This is a genomic window from Sulfuritalea sp., assembly GCF_031426875.1.
Taxonomy (GTDB): Bacteria; Pseudomonadota; Gammaproteobacteria; order Burkholderiales; family Rhodocyclaceae; genus Sulfuritalea.
The window spans coordinates 62,299-78,571 of sequence record NZ_JASJPC010000042.1 but is presented as its reverse complement, the minus strand read 5'-3'; the positions used below and the strand labels follow the sequence as shown (position 1 = coordinate 78,571).

The 16,273-nt window shown below is 66.4% G+C and carries 18 protein-coding genes and 1 riboswitch; of the genes, 11 read left to right on the top strand and 7 right to left on the bottom strand.

Features of this window, described 5'->3' with window-relative positions:
• Window positions 1-31: 31 nt before the first annotated feature.
• The 5 genes from cobO to RMO95_RS17555 are packed head-to-tail and all read right to left on the bottom strand — an operon-like array spanning window position 32 to window position 5,082.
• Window positions 32-640: a cob(I)yrinic acid a,c-diamide adenosyltransferase gene (gene cobO, locus RMO95_RS17575; RefSeq protein ID WP_310451955.1), complete on the bottom strand. Its 609-nt coding sequence runs from the start codon at window positions 638-640 to the stop codon at window positions 32-34.
• Entirely contained in the window at window positions 637-1,428 is a 792-nt protein-coding gene (locus tag RMO95_RS17570; protein WP_310451954.1) for a hypothetical protein, read from the bottom strand. The genes cobO and RMO95_RS17570 overlap by 4 nt, the downstream gene beginning before the upstream one ends.
• 10 nt (window positions 1,429-1,438) lie before the next feature.
• Complete coding sequence (locus RMO95_RS17565; protein WP_310451953.1) at window positions 1,439-2,209, bottom strand: ABC transporter ATP-binding protein; 771 nt, start codon at window positions 2,207-2,209, stop codon at window positions 1,439-1,441.
• Window positions 2,206-3,198 (bottom strand): iron ABC transporter permease, encoded by a 993-nt coding sequence (locus tag RMO95_RS17560; protein ID WP_310451952.1) that lies wholly within the window; start codon window positions 3,196-3,198, stop codon window positions 2,206-2,208. Before RMO95_RS17560 ends, RMO95_RS17565 begins: the two co-directional genes overlap by 4 nt.
• The gene (locus RMO95_RS17555; RefSeq protein ID WP_310451951.1) at window positions 3,199-5,082 is read right to left on the bottom strand and encodes a TonB-dependent receptor domain-containing protein; all 1,884 of its coding nucleotides are present in this window, start codon (window positions 5,080-5,082) and stop codon (window positions 3,199-3,201) included.
• Window positions 5,083-5,203: 121 nt separating this feature from the next.
• A riboswitch (cobalamin riboswitch) is annotated at window positions 5,204-5,414 on the bottom strand.
• A 169-nt stretch (window positions 5,415-5,583) separates the two neighbouring features.
• Between RMO95_RS17555 and RMO95_RS17550 the strand changes: the two genes are divergently transcribed.
• From RMO95_RS17550 to RMO95_RS17510, 9 genes are all read left to right on the top strand, one after another.
• Window positions 5,584-7,260, top strand: a complete 1,677-nt coding sequence (locus tag RMO95_RS17550) for a cytochrome D1 domain-containing protein (protein WP_310451950.1) — start codon at window positions 5,584-5,586, stop codon at window positions 7,258-7,260.
• Window positions 7,261-7,420: 160 nt separating this feature from the next.
• Window positions 7,421-8,011: a NapC/NirT family cytochrome c gene (locus RMO95_RS17545; protein ID WP_310451949.1), complete on the top strand. Its 591-nt coding sequence runs from the start codon at window positions 7,421-7,423 to the stop codon at window positions 8,009-8,011.
• Window positions 8,012-8,129: 118 nt separating this feature from the next.
• Window positions 8,130-8,954: an ethylbenzene dehydrogenase-related protein gene (locus RMO95_RS17540; protein ID WP_310451948.1), complete on the top strand. Its 825-nt coding sequence runs from the start codon at window positions 8,130-8,132 to the stop codon at window positions 8,952-8,954.
• A gap of 52 nt (window positions 8,955-9,006) precedes the next feature.
• On the top strand, window positions 9,007-9,297 hold the full coding sequence (locus tag RMO95_RS17535) for a plastocyanin/azurin family copper-binding protein (protein ID WP_310451981.1): 291 nt from the start codon (window positions 9,007-9,009) through the stop codon (window positions 9,295-9,297).
• On the top strand, window positions 9,287-9,616 hold the full coding sequence (locus RMO95_RS17530; protein ID WP_310451947.1) for a cytochrome c: 330 nt from the start codon (window positions 9,287-9,289) through the stop codon (window positions 9,614-9,616). Before RMO95_RS17535 ends, RMO95_RS17530 begins: the two co-directional genes overlap by 11 nt.
• Before the next feature lie 8 nt (window positions 9,617-9,624).
• Window positions 9,625-10,788, top strand: a complete 1,164-nt coding sequence (locus RMO95_RS17525; protein WP_310451946.1) for a cytochrome D1 domain-containing protein — start codon at window positions 9,625-9,627, stop codon at window positions 10,786-10,788.
• 2 nt (window positions 10,789-10,790) lie between these two features.
• Entirely contained in the window at window positions 10,791-11,813 is a 1,023-nt protein-coding gene (locus RMO95_RS17520) for an Lrp/AsnC family transcriptional regulator (protein ID WP_310451945.1), read from the top strand.
• On the top strand, window positions 11,806-12,279 hold the full coding sequence (locus RMO95_RS17515) for an Lrp/AsnC family transcriptional regulator (protein WP_310451944.1): 474 nt from the start codon (window positions 11,806-11,808) through the stop codon (window positions 12,277-12,279). Before RMO95_RS17520 ends, RMO95_RS17515 begins: the two co-directional genes overlap by 8 nt.
• 1 nt (window position 12,280) lies before the next feature.
• Window positions 12,281-12,772 carry an AsnC family transcriptional regulator gene (locus RMO95_RS17510; protein ID WP_310451943.1) on the top strand — a complete coding sequence of 164 codons (492 nt, stop codon included), beginning with the start codon at window positions 12,281-12,283 and terminating at the stop codon, window positions 12,770-12,772.
• Window positions 12,773-12,888: 116 nt separating this feature from the next.
• Here the strand turns inward: RMO95_RS17510 and RMO95_RS17505 are convergent, their stop codons facing one another.
• Complete coding sequence (locus RMO95_RS17505) at window positions 12,889-13,542, bottom strand: c-type cytochrome (RefSeq protein ID WP_310451942.1); 654 nt, start codon at window positions 13,540-13,542, stop codon at window positions 12,889-12,891.
• Between the two features lie 100 nt (window positions 13,543-13,642).
• On the opposite strand from RMO95_RS17505, the gene RMO95_RS17500 reads away from it, so the two are divergent.
• Window positions 13,643-14,908 carry an ATP-binding protein gene (locus RMO95_RS17500; protein WP_310451941.1) on the top strand — a complete coding sequence of 422 codons (1,266 nt, stop codon included), beginning with the start codon at window positions 13,643-13,645 and terminating at the stop codon, window positions 14,906-14,908.
• Window positions 14,909-14,925: 17 nt separating this feature from the next.
• Window positions 14,926-15,480, top strand: coding sequence for a response regulator transcription factor (locus RMO95_RS17495; RefSeq protein WP_310451940.1), 555 nt, complete (start codon window positions 14,926-14,928; stop codon window positions 15,478-15,480).
• 32 nt (window positions 15,481-15,512) lie between these two features.
• Here the strand turns inward: RMO95_RS17495 and RMO95_RS17490 are convergent, their stop codons facing one another.
• Window positions 15,513-15,983: a hypothetical protein gene (locus tag RMO95_RS17490; RefSeq protein ID WP_310451939.1), complete on the bottom strand. Its 471-nt coding sequence runs from the start codon at window positions 15,981-15,983 to the stop codon at window positions 15,513-15,515.
• Window positions 15,984-16,273: the final 290 nt, after the last annotated feature.

Below are 16,273 nucleotides of genomic sequence, written 5' to 3'. Positions count from 1 at the left end.
TGCTCGACCGCCCTGCTGTGCAGGGGCTTCATCAGAACTCCATGCCCGGCATGGCCTTCACGCCGGCCTTGAAGGCGTGCTTGACCATGGCCATTTCGGTCACGGTGTCGGCGGCGGCGATCAGGGCCTCGGGCGCGCCGCGGCCGGTGACGATTACGTGCTGCCGCGGCGGGCGCACGGCGAAGACCGCCAGCGCTTCGTCCACGGTCAGCCACTGGTACTTGAAGGCATAGGTCATTTCGTCGAGCACGACGAGGCCGATGGCCGGGTCCGTCAGGTAGCCGGCGGCGAGTTCCCAGGCCGCGCGCGCGGCGGCGGCATCGCGGCCGGGGTCCTGGGTTTCCCAGGTGAAGCCTTCGCCCATGACGTGCCAGCGCATGCCCGGCAGCGTGCCGAGCACGGCTTCCTCGCCGGTGTCGCTGCGGCTCTTGACGAACTGCACCACCGCCACTTGCTGGCCATGGCCCAGCGCGCGCGCGGCGACGCCGAAGGCGGCGGAGGACTTGCCCTTGCCGTTGCCGGTGTTGACCAGCAGCACGCCGCGCTCGGTGTCGGCGGCGGCGACCTGCTGGTCGATGACCTGCTTCTTGCGCTGCATGCGTGCGACATGGCGCGCTTCGCGTTCGTTTTCGATGCTCATGATTTCAGGCTCGCGGCAAGTTCCCGGTAGCCCTGCAGCAGCGGCGGGCCGGGGTGGAAGAAGTTTTCGCCCCTGAGGCTGACGATGCGCGCCTTGACCGTGCCCAGCGCGGCGTTGCAGGCGACGCTGGACTCGTGGCTGAGCGAAAACACGATGTCGGGCTTGAAGCGCGCCACCAGGGCGGGGATGTCGGCGAGCTCCTCGCCTGCGCGCAGGCGGCGCACGCCGGCGCTGCGATCCACCACCTCGAAGCCGGCGCGCGCGAAGGCGTCGCCGATGTAATGCCGGCGGCCGAAGGCATAGGGTTCGCCGGAGCAGGCGGAGAGCACCAGCACGCGCTCGCCCTTGCCGCCGACGCGGTGCGCCGCGGCCTGCCATGCGCGGCGGAAGCGCCGCACCTGGGCATCGGCGTCGTCCATCCGGCTGGCCACGGCCAGCGTGCGCAGCACCCGTTCGCTCTCGGCGATGGAACCGAAGCCGCCCAGGCGCAGGCTGCGCGTGCCTTGCGGCACGGCCTGCGCCAGCGCTTCCGGCGTGACCCAGTCGACCGTCACCAGCAGCTCGGGCCGCAGGATCGCCAGCACGTCGGCATCGGGGTCCATGACGCCGCCGGTCTTCGGCAGATCGTGCTTGTCGTAGCGCGAGACGCCGACGATGCACTGGCCCTGGCCGAGCCATTCCAGCGCGGCGGTCAGGTAGGGCGACTGGCTGACGATGCGCGGGCAGGCGGCCAGCGCCGGTCCGGCGGCGAGCCAGACGAGGAGCGGAAACAGCAAACGCAGTTTCATGGGCGGGTTCTCAAAGAGGCAGGAAGCAGCGCTGGCCGTCGGCTTCGACCATGCGCAGGGGATGCTGGTAGAGGGCCGAAAGGCGCTCGGCGGTGAGCATCGCGGCGGCGCTGCCGGATTCGACGCGGCCGTCGCCATGCACCAGCAGGGCGCGATCGCAATAGCGCGCGGCCAGCCCCGGATCGTGCATGACCATCACCAACGCGGTGCCGGTTTCCTGCGCGGTGCGCGAGAGCAGTTGCAGCGCGGCGATCTGGTGGTTGAGGTCGAGGTGCGACAGCGGCTCGTCGAGCAGTGCCAGGCGCGGCTGCTGGGTCAGCAGGGTGGCGATCGCCAGGCGCTGCCGCTCGCCGCCGGACAGGGTCTGCACGTCGCGCGCGGCGAAGCCGGCGAGGTCGACCGCGGCCAGTGCGGCGCGGGCGATGCGGGCATCGGCGGCGCTTTCCCAGGCCCAGCGTTTGAGCCAGGGATGGCGGCCGATCAGCGCGGTTTCCAGCACGCTGGCGGGGAAGGCGTCGACCTGCTGCTGCAGCAGCACGCCGCGCAACTGCGCGACGCGGCGCGGCGGCGTCTGCGCCAGCTCGGCGCCGCACAGTTCGATGCGGCCGGCCGCGGGCTCGCGCAGGCCGGCCAGGGTGTGCAGCAGCGTGGTCTTGCCGGCGCCGTTGCGGCCGAGTATGGCCAGGCGCTCGCCGGCGGCGAGTTCCAGGTCGAGCCCGCGCACCACGGTGCGGCCGCCGACGGCGACCGCGAGCCCGCGCACCGTGAGGAGGCTGCTCATGGCGCGCTGCCCTTGGCCTGGCGCGACAGCAGATACAGGAACACCGGCACGCCGAGCAGGGCGGTGAGCACGCCGACCGGCAGTTGCTGCGGCGCGACCAGGGTGCGCGCCAGGGTGTCGGCGATCACCAGCAGCGAACCCCCGGCCAGCGCGGCGGCCGGCAGCAGCACGCGCTGGTCGTTGCCGACCGCCAGGCGCACCAGGTGGGGCACCACCAGGCCGACGAAGCCGACGCTGCCGGCGGTGGTCACGGCGACCGCGGTCAAGAGCGAGGCCAGCACATACACGGCGCCGCGCAGGCCGCGCACCCGAACGCCGAGGGTGCGCGCGATCAGGTCGCCGCGCGCCAGCAGGTTGAGGTCGCGCGACAGCGGCAGGGCCGCCGCCAGGCCCAGCGCCAGCACCAGCAGCGCCGGCCACGGCGTGCCAGCATGCGACAGGTCGCCCATCAGCCAGAACAGCATGCTGCGCAACTGGTGCTCCGGCGCCACCGAGAGGATCAGCGCCACCACCGCGCTGCAGCCGGCGGCGACGATGACGCCGGTCAGCAGCAGGCGGGTCTGGGTCCAGCTGCCGTCACCGCGTGCCAGGCCGAATACCAGCAGCATCGCGGCGAAGGCGCCGGCGAAGGCGAACAGATTGATCAAGGCCAGCGCCAGGCCGGCCAGCATCGCCAGCAACGCGCCGACCGCGGCGCCGCCCGAGATGCCAAGAACATAGGGATCGGCCAGGGGATTCCTCAGCAGCACCTGCATCAGCGCACCGGCCAGCGCCAGCAGGCCGCCGCAGGCGAAAGCCGCCAGCGCACGCGGCAGGCGCAGGCCGCTGACCACCGCGCCGGCGGTGTCCTGCCCGGTCCCCGTCAGGGCGGCCCAGACCTCGCCCGGCGCCACCGCGTAGGATCCCGCCAGCAGCGCCGCGACCAGGCTGGCGAGCGCCAGCGCCGTGAGTGCGGCAAGCAGCAGCAGGGCGCGGCGGCGGCTAGGCATTTACTTCATCGCGAAGCGCGCGCCGACGAACAGCGTCGTGCCCAGCGCGGCGAACTCCGAGGTGGCGGCGCGCACCACGTCGTAGCGCTTGTCGAACAGGTTGTCGACGCGGGCGAACAGCGACCAGCCGTGATCGAGGCGCAACTCGCCGCGCAGATTCACCAGGCCGTAGCCGCCCATTTTCTTGGTGTTGAGTCCCGTTGTGAAGTCCGGCGCATCGTAGCGCGGACCGCTGGCCTGGAGTTCGGCGCCGAGCGACCAGTCGCCGAAATCGCGGCTCGCGGCGAGGCTGCCGAATTGCCGCGCACGCCGCACCAGCGCTTCGCCGTTGGCCAGGTTCTTCGGGTCCTGGACGGTGAGGCCGGCGTCCAAGGACCAGGCGCCGAGCCGGGTGCGGGCGGCCGCGGTCCAGCCGCTGATGCGCGCCGTCGCGACGTTGCGCGGCGTGTAGAAGAACGAGCCCGGTGCGGTTTCCTGCCACTGGATCAGGTTCTCGATCTCGTTGCGGAACCCCGTCAGCGAAGCCTCGGTGCCGCCCATTTCATAATGCAGGGCAAGCTCGCGGCTGCGTCCGGACTCGGGCAGCAGCAGCGGGTTGCCGGCGCCGACGAAAGGCGTGTTGGGGAAATACAGGTCGTTGAAGGTCGGCGCCTTGAACGAGGTGCCGGCACTGGCCGAAATTCGCCAGGCATCGGTCAGGCGGTAGCCGTAGCCGAGGGTTTGCGTGGTCCGCGCGCCGAACTGGGAATTGTCGTCGCGGCGCGCCCCGACCTGCCAGAAATGCGCACCCGTCGAGCCGTTCCAGCCCAGCACCAGGGAATCGGTGCGGCGCTGCAGACTGGTATAGACACTGGTCGAGTCTATGGATTCGCGCAGGCTCTCGACGGCGACCAGGCCGCGCCCGAGCGGCAGGGTCAGGTCGTTTTGCCAGACCACCTGGTCCTGGCGCGTGCGAAACGCATCGCGGTCCTGGCCCGCGGTGGCCGAAGGCGTGGTGATCGAGTGGTCCTCGCCGCGGCCGAGGCGCAGTTCGCTATGCCATGCTTCGGCCAGACGCGCGCGGGCGAACACGCCGTGGGCGACGACCCGGGTCCGCGTCTGCCAATCCAGGTTGGCAGAAGGCCAACTGCTGTCGAAGTGGTTGACGCCGTCGCTTTCGATGCCGTGGGCGCCGATCTCGATGCCCTCCTGCGGGCGCCAGGTGGCGGCCAGCGACAGGCTGCGGCGCGCAAAACCGTCGCGGTCCGGGTTGTAGGCCGGGCTGCTCGGATTGGTGATGGCGTTGACCCCCTCGGCGCGCGAGTCGGCCACGCGCACGGCATAGTCGAACTTTCCGACGCGGTTGGCGTGGGCCAGCGTCAGTTCCCGGCCGCCGCGGCTGCCGACCCCGGCGCTGGCTTCCAGGCGCGGGGCATCCGCCGCGCGCCGGGTGGTGATGCGGATCACGCCGCCGATGGCGTCGGAACCATACAGCGCCGACGCCGGTCCGCGCAGGATTTCGATGCGTTCCACCTGGGCCAGGGGAATCGCTTCCAGCGAGCTCTGTCCCAGCGTGGCCGAGTTGATGCGCAGACCGTCGAGCAGGATCAGGGTATGGCCGGCGTTGGCGCCGCGGATGAATACGCTTTCCGTGGCGCCGCGGCTGCCGGCGCGCGACAGTTCGATCCCCGGCGTGCGCGCCAGCAGGTCGCCGAGGGTGGTCGACGGGCCTGCCTGCTCGATGGCCTCGCGGTCGATCACGGAGACGTCGGCGATGACCTCGTTGATTCGCGTCGCCTGGCGCGTCGCGGTGACCACGACGGCCGCGAGTTGATCGGCGGCGAAGGAAAAACCGGAGAAAAGACAACTGGCCGCGCAGGCGGCGATGGTGAAATGCTTATGCATGGAAAAACTCCCGAATCCCGGCGAGCGTCCCCGCAGCCGGTAGGTGGCAAATGCATGCGCGGGAGGGGAGGGCAATGAACGGGGTCGGCACAAACCCCGGCACGCCGCAACCCCGCAACGCATACGCTGGTTTGTCCCTGGCCGGTCTCCGGGCTTGGAAGTCTTGGTTCATCGCCTTCCCGGGCTTGCGACCCAGTGGCGTCTTGATGAACCCGCACTTCCTTACCGTTGCGGGGGCAGCGCCGGAATCGAACCCTTTGGAGGTACTCACCGGCTTCCCGTTTCACCCGGCACGGAATCCATGCGCGGGCACCACGAACAGCGCGCAGTATATCAAAGCATCGGCGGCTGGCTGCGAATACCCTTAATCCAATTAGTCTTGATCCGAGTCAAGGATTACGCCTTGGTGCCGGCGCACGCTTGCGACCATTGGATTGGTAGGGTTTTCAGTGCGGGCGCACTACGCTTTGACTCAGATGAATCATTCAAAAGGAGAGAAGTATGAAAAGGAAGGTACTTGGACTATTTGCCGTTTCCGCCATTGCCGGTGCCATGGGCAGTGTCTTCGCGCAGGATGCTGCGCCCACCTTGACCGCCGCCGAAAAGGAAACCGCCAAGAAGATCTACTTTGAACGCTGCGCGGGTTGCCATGGCGTGCTGCGCAAGGGCGCCACCGGCAAGAACCTGGAGCCGCACTGGACCAAGACCGCCAAGGACGGCGCCAAGACGGAAGGCGGCACGCTCAAGCTGGGCCAGAATCGCCTGGAAAAGATCATCGGTTACGGCACCGATGGCGGCATGGTGAACTTCGACGACATCCTGACCAAGGACGAGATCGCCCTGATGGCCAAGTACATCCAGAACACCCCGGATGTGCCGCCCGAGTACAGCTTCAAGGAAATGTCGGAATCCTGGAAGGTCATCGTGCCGGTCAAGGACAGGCCGACCAAGCAGATGAACAAGTTCAACCTGAAGAACTTCTTCTCCGTCACCCTGCGCGACACCGGCGAAGTGGCGCTGATCGACGGCGACACCAAGGAAATCCGCAGCATCGTCAAGACCGGCTACGCGGTGCACATCTCGCGCCTGTCGAAGTCGGGCCGCTACGTGTATGTCATCGGCCGCGACGGCCGCCTGTCGCTGATCGACCTCTGGATGGAGAAGCCTGCCGTGGTGGCCGAACTCAAGATCGGCTTCGACGCGCGCTCGGTCGATACCTCGAAGTTCAAGGGCTTTGAAGACAAGTACGCGATTGCCGGTTCCTACTGGCCGCCCCAGTACGTGATCATGGACGGCGACACGCTGAAGCCGCTCAAGGTCGTCAGCACCCGCGGCATGACGGTGGACGGCGAGTATCACCCCGAGCCGCGCGTGGCTTCGATCGTCTCTTCCGAGATCAAGCCCGAGTGGGTGGTCAACGTCAAGGAAACCGGCCAGATCCTGCTGGTGGACTATTCCGACATCAAGAACCTGAAGACCACCACCATCGCTTCCGCCAAGTTCCTCCATGACGGCGGCTGGGATGCCTCCAAGCGCTACTTCCTGGTCGCGGCCAATGCCTCGAACAAGATCGCCGCGGTGGATACCAAGCTCGGCAAGCTGGCTGCCCTGATCGACGTCGCCAAGCTTCCGCATCCGGGTCGTGGCGCCAACTTCTCGCATCCGAAGTTCGGTCCGGTGTGGGCCACGGGCCACCTTGGCGCCGATGTGGTGACGCTGATCAGCACGCCGTCGGACAACAAGAAGAACGCCAAGTTCAAGGAGTTCAACTGGAAGGTCGTTCAGGAAGTCAAGCACGTGCCGGGCAACCTGTTCGTCAAGACCCATCCGAAATCGAAGAACCTGTGGGCCGACTCGCCGCAGAATCCCGACAAGGAACTCGCCGAGTCAGTTGCGGTGTGGGACATGGCCGACCTGTCGAAGCCGAAGAAGATCATCAACGTGGCCAAGGACTCGGGCCTGCCGGTGACCAAGGCAACCCGTCGTGCCGTGCATCCCGAGTACAGCGCCGACGGTTCCGAAGTGTGGATCTCCCTGTGGGGCGGCAAGACCGACCAGTCCGCCATCGTGGTCTATGACGACAAGACTCTGGCAATGAAGAAGGTGATCACCGATCCGAAGATGATCACGCCGACCGGCAAGTTCAATGTCTACAACACGCAGCATGACATTTACTGATCGGAAACTGATCGAAACTTGATCAGCAGCAAGGATAAAGGGGCATATGCCCCTTTATCCTATAGGTGTTTAAAAACGATCCGCTTGAAGCGAGCGCAGACCCTGTTGGCAACAGGCGCGGCAGCCGGATCCAACGACCGATGAACTAGGAAAAAGGTATATGGCAGACAATCAAAAATCAGGGTTTCTGGCGATGATGAAGCGGCCCAGTGCAAAGTATTCGCTGCTCAGTCTGCTGGTGGTCGGCTTCTTCTCCGGAATATTCTTCTGGGGCGGCTTCAACACCGGCATGGAAGCCACCAATACCCTGGAGTTCTGCATCGGCTGTCATGAGATGCGCGACAACGTTTACGTGGAATACAAGAAGACCATCCACTATTCCAACCGCACCGGCGTGCGGGCGGTATGCTCCGACTGTCATGTGCCGAAGGACTGGACGCACAAGATGATTCGCAAGATCCAGGCGAGCAAGGAAGTCTGGGGCAAGATCACCGGCGTCATCAACACGCCGGAGAAGTTCGCCGAACACCGGCTTAAGATGGCCGAGAGCGAATGGGCAAGGATGAAGGCCAGCGATTCGCGCGAATGCCGCAACTGCCACAGCTTCGACGCCATGGATGTCGAAAAGCAGAAGCTGCGCGGCGCCAAGATGCACAAGATCGGCATCGAAGAGAAGAAGACCTGCATCGACTGCCACAAGGGCATCGCCCACACCAAACCCAAGGGCATGAAGGAAGACGAGGATGAGTGAGCATCGTGCATGCCAGAGCGGCGTCCATCCCGCCTGCATGAGTCGCGACTGACATGCTTGACACCGATCAAATCCGCCAGCTTTCAATGAAAATCGTTTTGTTCGAAAGGAGCATCAAATGAGCAAGTCCATCGTTTCCACCGCCGTTGCCGGCGCACTGCTGGTTCTCGCTTCCCAGGCTGCCGTCGCGGCGCCGGACTGGGGCAAGGTCGCGAAACGCGACATCAACGTCTTCCATGCCGGCGTCGCGCCGATCGAATGGATGACCAAGAAGTCGGACCACAGCGGCTCGGCCGGCATGCGCAAGGGTGAAAGCTGTGCCGGATGCCATGAGGAAAAGGGCACGCTGAATTTCAACTTCAAGCGTCTGGCCGACAAGGAAATGGAGCCCAAGGGCGCGCCCAAGACCATGATCTTTCCGGTCAGCGTGCAGGCGGCCTACGATGCGGCCAACCTCTACATTCGCCTGACGTTCAAGGCACCCTCCGGCGGCGCCGACAAGGGCGACAAGGACAACGAGGTCAAGGCCACGCTGCTGTTCGCCGATGCCAAGGTGCCCCAGGCCGACCAGTACGGCTGCTGGCAGACCTGCCACACCGACGCGCGCACCATGCCCGGCGCCGACGACAAGAAGACCAAGTACATCGCGGCCGGCGCCTACGAACTGATTCAGTGGGCGAGCAAGGGCAACAAGGTTTCCGACGGCAGCGTCACCACGGAACGCAAGATGAGCGGCGGCGGCACCGGCGCCAAGGCCGAAGCCAGCAAGAGCGGCGACACCTACACGGTAACCTTCACGCGCAAGAATCCGGGCGAAGGCAAGGCGATACCGTTTGGTGTGGCCATCCATGCCGATCATGCACAGGGCCGCTTCCATCACGTATCGCTGGGCTACAAGCTGGGCATCGGTGCCGATGGCGACGTGAAGGCGACCAAGCAGTAGGCCGGGCCTGCAGATGTCTGTTGGCGGCTACCTGTTGCGGCGAGTGCCGGCCATGCTGGCACTCGTTTCGCTCGCTGCAGCGGCCCAGCAGACGGTCGAAGTCTCGATTCAGGAATACCGCTTTTCGCCGGCCGAAGTTCGCATCAAGGCCGGCGACACGGTAAAGTGGACCAACCGCGAAAAGCGCACCAGCCATTCGGTGCTCTTCCCCGCCGAAAACGGGCTCGAATCGGAGCGGATGTTTCCGCAGGAGCATTGGCAGCGGACCTTCACTCAGCCTGGAAGCTACAGCTATCGCTGTGGTCCCCACGAAGAAATGAAGGGGCTGGTCCTTGTCGAATAGTTGCATTCCTTCCGCGCTGACGTCGCTGCTGCTGGGCTGTTTCGCGCTGCCCGCGGCGGCGGAGCCCTCGGCGGCGCGGCAGCAGGAATTGATCCACCTGGTGCGCCAGGATTGCGGCTCCTGCCACGGCATGACGCTGCAGGGCGGGCTGGGTCCGGCACTGCTGCCGGCGACGCTGGCCGACAAGCCGGCCGAAGGACTGGTGGCCACCATCATCGGCGGCCGTCCGGGTACGCCGATGCCGCCCTGGCACCGCTTTCTCGCGGAAGACGAGGCGCAGTGGATCGTGGCCAAGCTGATGGCAGGCTTCCCGCAATGAGGCGCGCCGTGCAAACCCTGTTGCTCGGTTTGCTGGCGCTGCTGCTCGCCGCCTGTGCCGGCACGCCCTTGCGCGGCACCGGCGATCTCGGCCTGGTCATCGAACGCGCCAGCGGTCACGTCACATTGGTGAATACCAGCAGCCGGGAGGCCTATGCGCGCATAGGCGGGCTGGGCGATCTCTCGCATGCCTCGGTGGTGTATTCCCGCGATGCGCGCTATGCGTTCATCTTCGGCCGCGACGGCGGCCTCTCCAAGGTCGACCTGCTCGAAGCCCGCATCGTCAAGCGCATCATGCAGTCGGGCAATGCGATCGGCGGTTCGATATCGCAGGACGGCCGCATCGTCGTGGCGCAGAATTACACGCCGGGCGGGATCAAGGCCTTCGACGCGGAAACCCTGGAACTGCTGTCCGAAGTTCCGGCCGAATATGCGCCGGGACGCTTCTCCAAGGTGGTGGGCCTGGCCGACGTGCCGGGCAATAAGTTCGCCTATGCGCTGTTCGACGGCGGCGAAATCTGGGTCAGCGATTTCACCGATCCGAGGCGGCCGGTGACGCAGCGCTATCCGGCCGGCCAACAGCCTTACGACGGCCTGGTCACACCCGATGGCAGGCACTACCTGGCCGGCCTCTTCGGTGAGGACGGCATCGCCTTGCTCGACCTCTGGCAGCCGGAACGGGGCTCGCGCAAGATCCTTGAAAAATACGGCCGCGGCGAGGAAAAGCTGCCGGTGTACAAGATGCCGCATCTGCGTGGCTGGTCGGTCGCGGCGGGCCGCGCCTGGCTGCCGGCGATCGGCCGCCACGAGGTGCTGGTGGCCGATGCCGCGACCTGGCGGGAAACCGGCCGCGTCGCAGTCAAGGGCCAGCCGGTGTTCGTCATGGCCAGTCCCGACGGGCGCCAGATCTGGGTCAATTTCGCCTTCCCCGACAACGGCTGGGTGCAGGTGATCGACACCCTGAGTGGCAAGGTGGTGCAGACCCTGCAGCCGGGCAAGGCGGTGCTGCACATGGAATTCACCCCGCGCGGCGAGGCCGTCTGGCTCTCGGCGCGCGATGACAACCGCGTCGTCATCTACGACACGAAGACCTTCCGCAATCTGGGCGCTCTCGCCGCCGAGGCGCCGTCCGGCATCTTCTTCAGCAGTCGCGCCGCACGCATCGGTTTCTGACCATGGACTCGCCCTACAGCCCGCTCGAATACGCGCTGCTCAACGACTGGCAGCGCGAATTCCCGATCACCGCGCTGCCCTTCGGCGAACTCGGTGCAGGAGTTGGCGCTGGCGAGACGGCGGTTCTGGCCACGCTGCGGCGCTTGCAGGCGCGTGGCGCCATCGGCCGCGTCGGCGCGGTGTTCGCGCCGCGCCGCGTGGGCGCATCGACGCTCGCCGCGCTGGCGGCGCCGGTCGAACGGCTGGAACAGATCGCGGCGCAGGTCAGCGCGCGGCCCGAAGTCAATCACAACTACCAGCGCGAGCACCGCTACAACCTCTGGTTCGTCGCCACGGCGGCCGACCAGGCCTCGCTCGCCGCGGCGCTGGGCGAGATCGAGGGCGAGACCGGCTGCGCCGTGATCGCATTGCCGCTGGAGAACGAATATCACATCGATCTCGGCTTCGATCTCGACCTCAACCTCAATTCAGCGCACAAGCACCATGCCGAGCTGCCGAGCACGCCGGCGCGCGTGCCGGATGCGGCCGAGAAGGCTTTGATCGCGGCCCTGCAGCCCGGCCTGGAACTGGTGCCGCGCCCCTTCGCGCGCCTGGGCGAGCGTGTCGGCATGGGCGAGGACGAAGTGCTGGCACGCCTCGCCGGCTGGCTGGACGAAGGGCTGATCAAGCGTTTCGGCGTGGTGGTGCGTCATCACGAGCTGGGCTACCGGGCCAATGCCATGGTGGTGTTCGATGCGCCCGACGACCAGGTCGACCGCATCGGTCGCCAGCTCGCGGGCGAACCCGGCGTGACGCTCTGCTATCGCCGCCGGCGCAGCCTGCCGGACTGGCCGTTCAACCTGTATTGCATGGTCCATGGCCGTTCGCGCGACGAAGTCCAGCCGGTGATCGACCGCCTGAGCCGGTTGGCCGGTCTGCCGGCCCAGGCACTGTTTTCGACGCGCAGGTTCAAGCAGTGCGGCGCACGCTATTTTGCCGAGGCGCCGCATGGCACCGTGCCCGCGGACGGGCTGGTCAATGCCTGAAGCCGTGGCGTCCGGCGCGGCGCTGGATGAAATCGACAAGCGGCTGATCAACGCCCTGCAGGGTGATTTCCCGCTGGTGGCGGAACCCTACCGCGAGGTCGCCGAAACCCTGGGCCTCTCCGAGGCGGAATTGCTGCAACGACTTGAGTCGTTGCTCCAGCGCCGCGTGCTGACGCGTTTCGGCCCGATGTTCCAGATCGAACGCGCCGGCGGCGCTTTCGTGCTGGCGGCGATGAAGGTGCCGGAGCAGGAGTTCGAGCGCGTCGCGGCGCAGGTCAATGCCTTCCCCGAGGTGGCGCACAACTACCGCCGCGAACATGCGCTCAACATGTGGTTCGTGCTGGCCACGGCAACGCCGCAGGGGATTGCCGAAACCATCGTGGCGATCGAGGCGGCGACCGGCCTGCCGGTGTTCCCCTTCCCCAAGGAACGCGAATACTTCGTCGAGATGAAGTTACGCGCCTGAGATGAAAGCTGAAGCCGATCTCGATGCAACCGATCGTCGCCTGATCGTCGCCACCCAGGGTGGCCTGCCGCGCGTGCCGCGGCCCTACGACGCGATCGCCGGCGAACTCGGCATCGGCGGCGACGAGGTGATCGCCCGCCTGCGGCGCATGCTCGATAGCGGCGTGATCCGCCGCATCGGCGCGGTGCCCAACCACTATGCGATCGGCTACACGGCCAACGGCATGTCGGTGTGGGACGTCGATGACGCCCGCATCGACGAGCTGGGTGCCCGGATCGGCGCCCTCGAATTCGTCACCCATTGCTACCGGCGCCCGCGCCGCCTGCCGGACTGGCCCTACAACCTGTTCGCCATGGTGCATAGCCGGGATCGCGAGGAAGTGGCGGCCCGCGTGGCCGAGATCGCGGCCCTGCTGGGCGACGCCTGCCGGGCGCACGACATCCTCTACAGCACGGCGATTCTGAAAAAGACAGGAATTCGGATTGCCGGCTGAGGTTAACGTGGAACGATAGGACGGGTCGCTGGTGATATCGAGCGTAGCGAGCCAGATGGTAGCCTCCCCGCGAGGGGAGGATGGGAGGGGCGGACCTTTATGCCGCTTTTCGATTCTTACTGCTGTTCCTGCAGGCTGGTGATGTAGGCCAGGATGTCCTGCATGTCCTCTTCTCTGAGCTTGTTGAGCAGGCCGCCGATCGCCTCTTCGTCGTGCGGACGATCGCCTTTCACGTATTTGTCCATCTGCCGCTTCAGGTAGCTGGTGTATTGCCCGACCAGCATCGGGAACATGCCGCGGCCCATGCCGGTCTTGCCGTGGCAGGTATGGCACTGCTTCTGGTAGATCGCTTCGCCATTGGCCAGGTTGCCCGTCACGCGCGGAATGATCATGACGCGCTCGGTCATCGTCAGGCGCGTCAGCGCGTCGTCGCTGTCCTTGAACACCGGCCACTTGGTCGGCAACTCGATCGATGCCAGGTAGGCGGCGACATCCTTGATGTCCTCGTCCGGCAGCTCGCGTTCCTGGGTGTAGGGGTACATCGGAATGTTGATGCGGGTACGGGCGCGGAAGGCCTTTAGTTGCGATTCGAGATACTTGGCGCCCTGGCCTGCAAGGCGCGGGTACTCGCCGCGCGAGCCGCCCTGGCCGAATTCGCCATGGCAACCGGCGCAGGTGCTGTTGATTTCCTTGCCCTTGTCGAGGTTCTGGGCCTGGCTGGCGACGCTGAAGAGCGCCGTCAGCCAGAGCAGTGCGAGTCGCAAGCTCATATTGGTCGATCCGCGCGGTCGATCCGCGAAAGTGGTGATGCGGCACATTGTCGCAGGCCTCGGGTGAAATTTTCCTTGATCTATATCGGATAATCGCCGAATGACCCATTCCAGTCCCGTCGAAGACGCGCGCAACCTGCGGCTCAACCAGCGTCGTGCGGTGATCCTGCGCTGGTGGTTGCTGGCGGCCGTGGCGATCGCCGTGTCGTCAGCGCCAACTTTGCTCGACATCGCCTTGCCGCAACTGCCGATGTTCGCCGTGATCGTGCTGATGGCGGGCTTCAACGCCCTGCTCGAATGGCGCGCGCGAACGGATCAAGCGGTGGGCGCCGGCGAGCTGTTCAGCCAACTGTGCGTCGACCTGGTGGCGCTGGCGATCCTGCTGTATCTGTCGGGCGGGGCGGTGAATCCGCTGATCTCTTTCCTGCTGGTGCCGGTCGCCGTCGCCGCGCTGTCCTTGCCCGGCATCCTCACCGCCGCCATCGCCGTGCTGGCGGTGGCGCTGTATACGCTGCTGATGCGACACTTCCTGCCGCTCGCCGTGGCCGACGTCGAGCGCGCCGCGCGCCTGCATCTGGCCGGCATGTGGCTGACCTTCGTGGTGTCCACGGCGATGATCGCGTGGTTCGTGGCGCGCATGACGGCGTCGATCCGCGAACGCGACAGCCGCCTGGCGGCCGCACGCGAGCAAGCGCTGCGCGACGAGCGCGTGGTGGCGCTGGGCGCACTGGCCGCCGGCGCCGCGCATGAACTGGGCACGCCGCTGGCGACGATCGCCGTGCTGGTCGGCGAACTTGAGCGGGAGGCCGGGCTCGATGCCGGGACGCGCGAAGACCTGGCGCTGGTGCGCGAGCAGCTTGCGCAGTGCAAGGGCATCATCGGCGGCATGGCGGCGCGCGCCGGCGCGCTGCGGCCGGATCAGATCCAGGCGCAGGAGGCGGGCGTCTGGCTGGAAGGCGTGCGCGCGCGCTGGCATGCGATGCGGCCGCGCGCCTCCAGTCGCCTGAGCCTGGAGGGCACGGCAACGTCCCCGATCGCGACCGAAGCCACGCTGGAGCAGGCCGTGGTCAACCTGCTCAACAATGCAGCGGACGCGAGTGCCGCGGAAATCGACATCAGGCTGATCCGCGAGCCGGCGAAACTGACGATAGTGATCAGGGACGGCGGCCCCGGATTTCCCGCCGAGGTGCTGCGCCACGCCGGTCGCGCACCGATGCCGGCACGCAGCGGTGGCGCCGGCATCGGCCTGCTGCTGGCGTTCTCCGCCGTCGAGCGGCTGGGCGGACGCATCGTGCTGGACAATCCGGCGCAAGGCGGCGGCCGGGCCACCATCGAACTGCCTATCGCGCGCAGCGCCGAACCATGACACAGTCGGGAACCGCCATGAATGAAACCATGCTGATCATCGAAGACGACGACACCTTCAGCGCAACCCTGCTGCGCGCGCTGAAACGGCGCGGCCATGCGGTCGAGGCGGCGCAGACGGCGGCCGCGGCAGTCGAACTGGCGCGCGTCCTCCTGCCGGCACGGGTGGTGCTGGACCTGAATCTCGGCGGCGAATCCGGCCTCGGCCTGATACCGCGCCTGTTGGAAATCAATCCCGGCTGCCGCATCGTGGTCCTCACCGGCTATGCCAGCATCAGCACGGCGGTCGACGCGATCAAGCTGGGCGCCGTGCAGTACCTGGCCAAACCGGTGGACGTGGACAGCCTGCTGCGGGCTTTCGGCCACACGCTGGAGGGCGATGCGGCCACCCCCGTGGCCAACGCACCGGCCGCCATTTCGTCGCTGCCGATGTCGGTCGAGCGCATGGAGTGGGAACACATCCAGCGCGTGCTGCGCGAACACAAGGGCAACATCTCGGCCACGGCGCGGGCGCTCAACATGCATCGGCGCACCTTGCAGCGCAAGCTCCTGAAACGTCCGGCGAAGAAATAGCGGGCAAGAAGCAGCGGGCAAGAAGCAGCGAGTCAGCGCCCGACCACGAAGCGGTAGGGCACGGCAATGCGCTGGCGGTCGGTCTCGATCACCACCGTGGCGACCCAGGTCATGCCGCCGGAAACGCAGACCGGCAGCGAGGCTTCGCCGGCATAGATGCCGCTGCCGGCAGCGGTGAGTTGGCCGCGGTTGTAGCCCATGTTCATGCTCTCGCCGGCGAAGTCCACCTCGACCTTGCGCGCCTCGATGCCGCCGAGCGCGACTTCGACGCGCAAGGGCTGCAGAAATGCGATCGGTCGCGGCGTGATGGAAAGTTGCAGCCGCGATCCGTCCGGCAAGGTGGCCGGGCATGCCTGGCGCTGCAGGTCGCAGCCGGCTTCCGCCACGCCGCTGGCATCGGTCTTGGGTAGCAGCAGGGGCGAATAGCGCTGACCGAGTACGGCGATCGCGACCAGGGTGGCGATCATGGCCAGGCTGAGCCAGTTGGACTTATTGAGTTTCAAGAGGGGTGTTTGCAGTGATATTTATGTAGCCATACGGCAAATTGATCCATGCAGCCGGAATGAGTTGATCCATGTCAAGGTCAGGGCCATTCCTTCAGGCGTTAAATGTGCGGCATATTGCCGCAGCGGCTGGATGTCGCATTCGCTGTCCGGGAAAAAGGAAATATTTGCAGCATTTGAGAAGTATCAACCGGAATGGGAGCGAAATAATGAAAAAGTTTAACAAGCAAGCCGGCTCGTGGCTAATAGCGGCGGGGTTGGGGCTGGCGGCGGGCGCGGCGTGGTCGGCG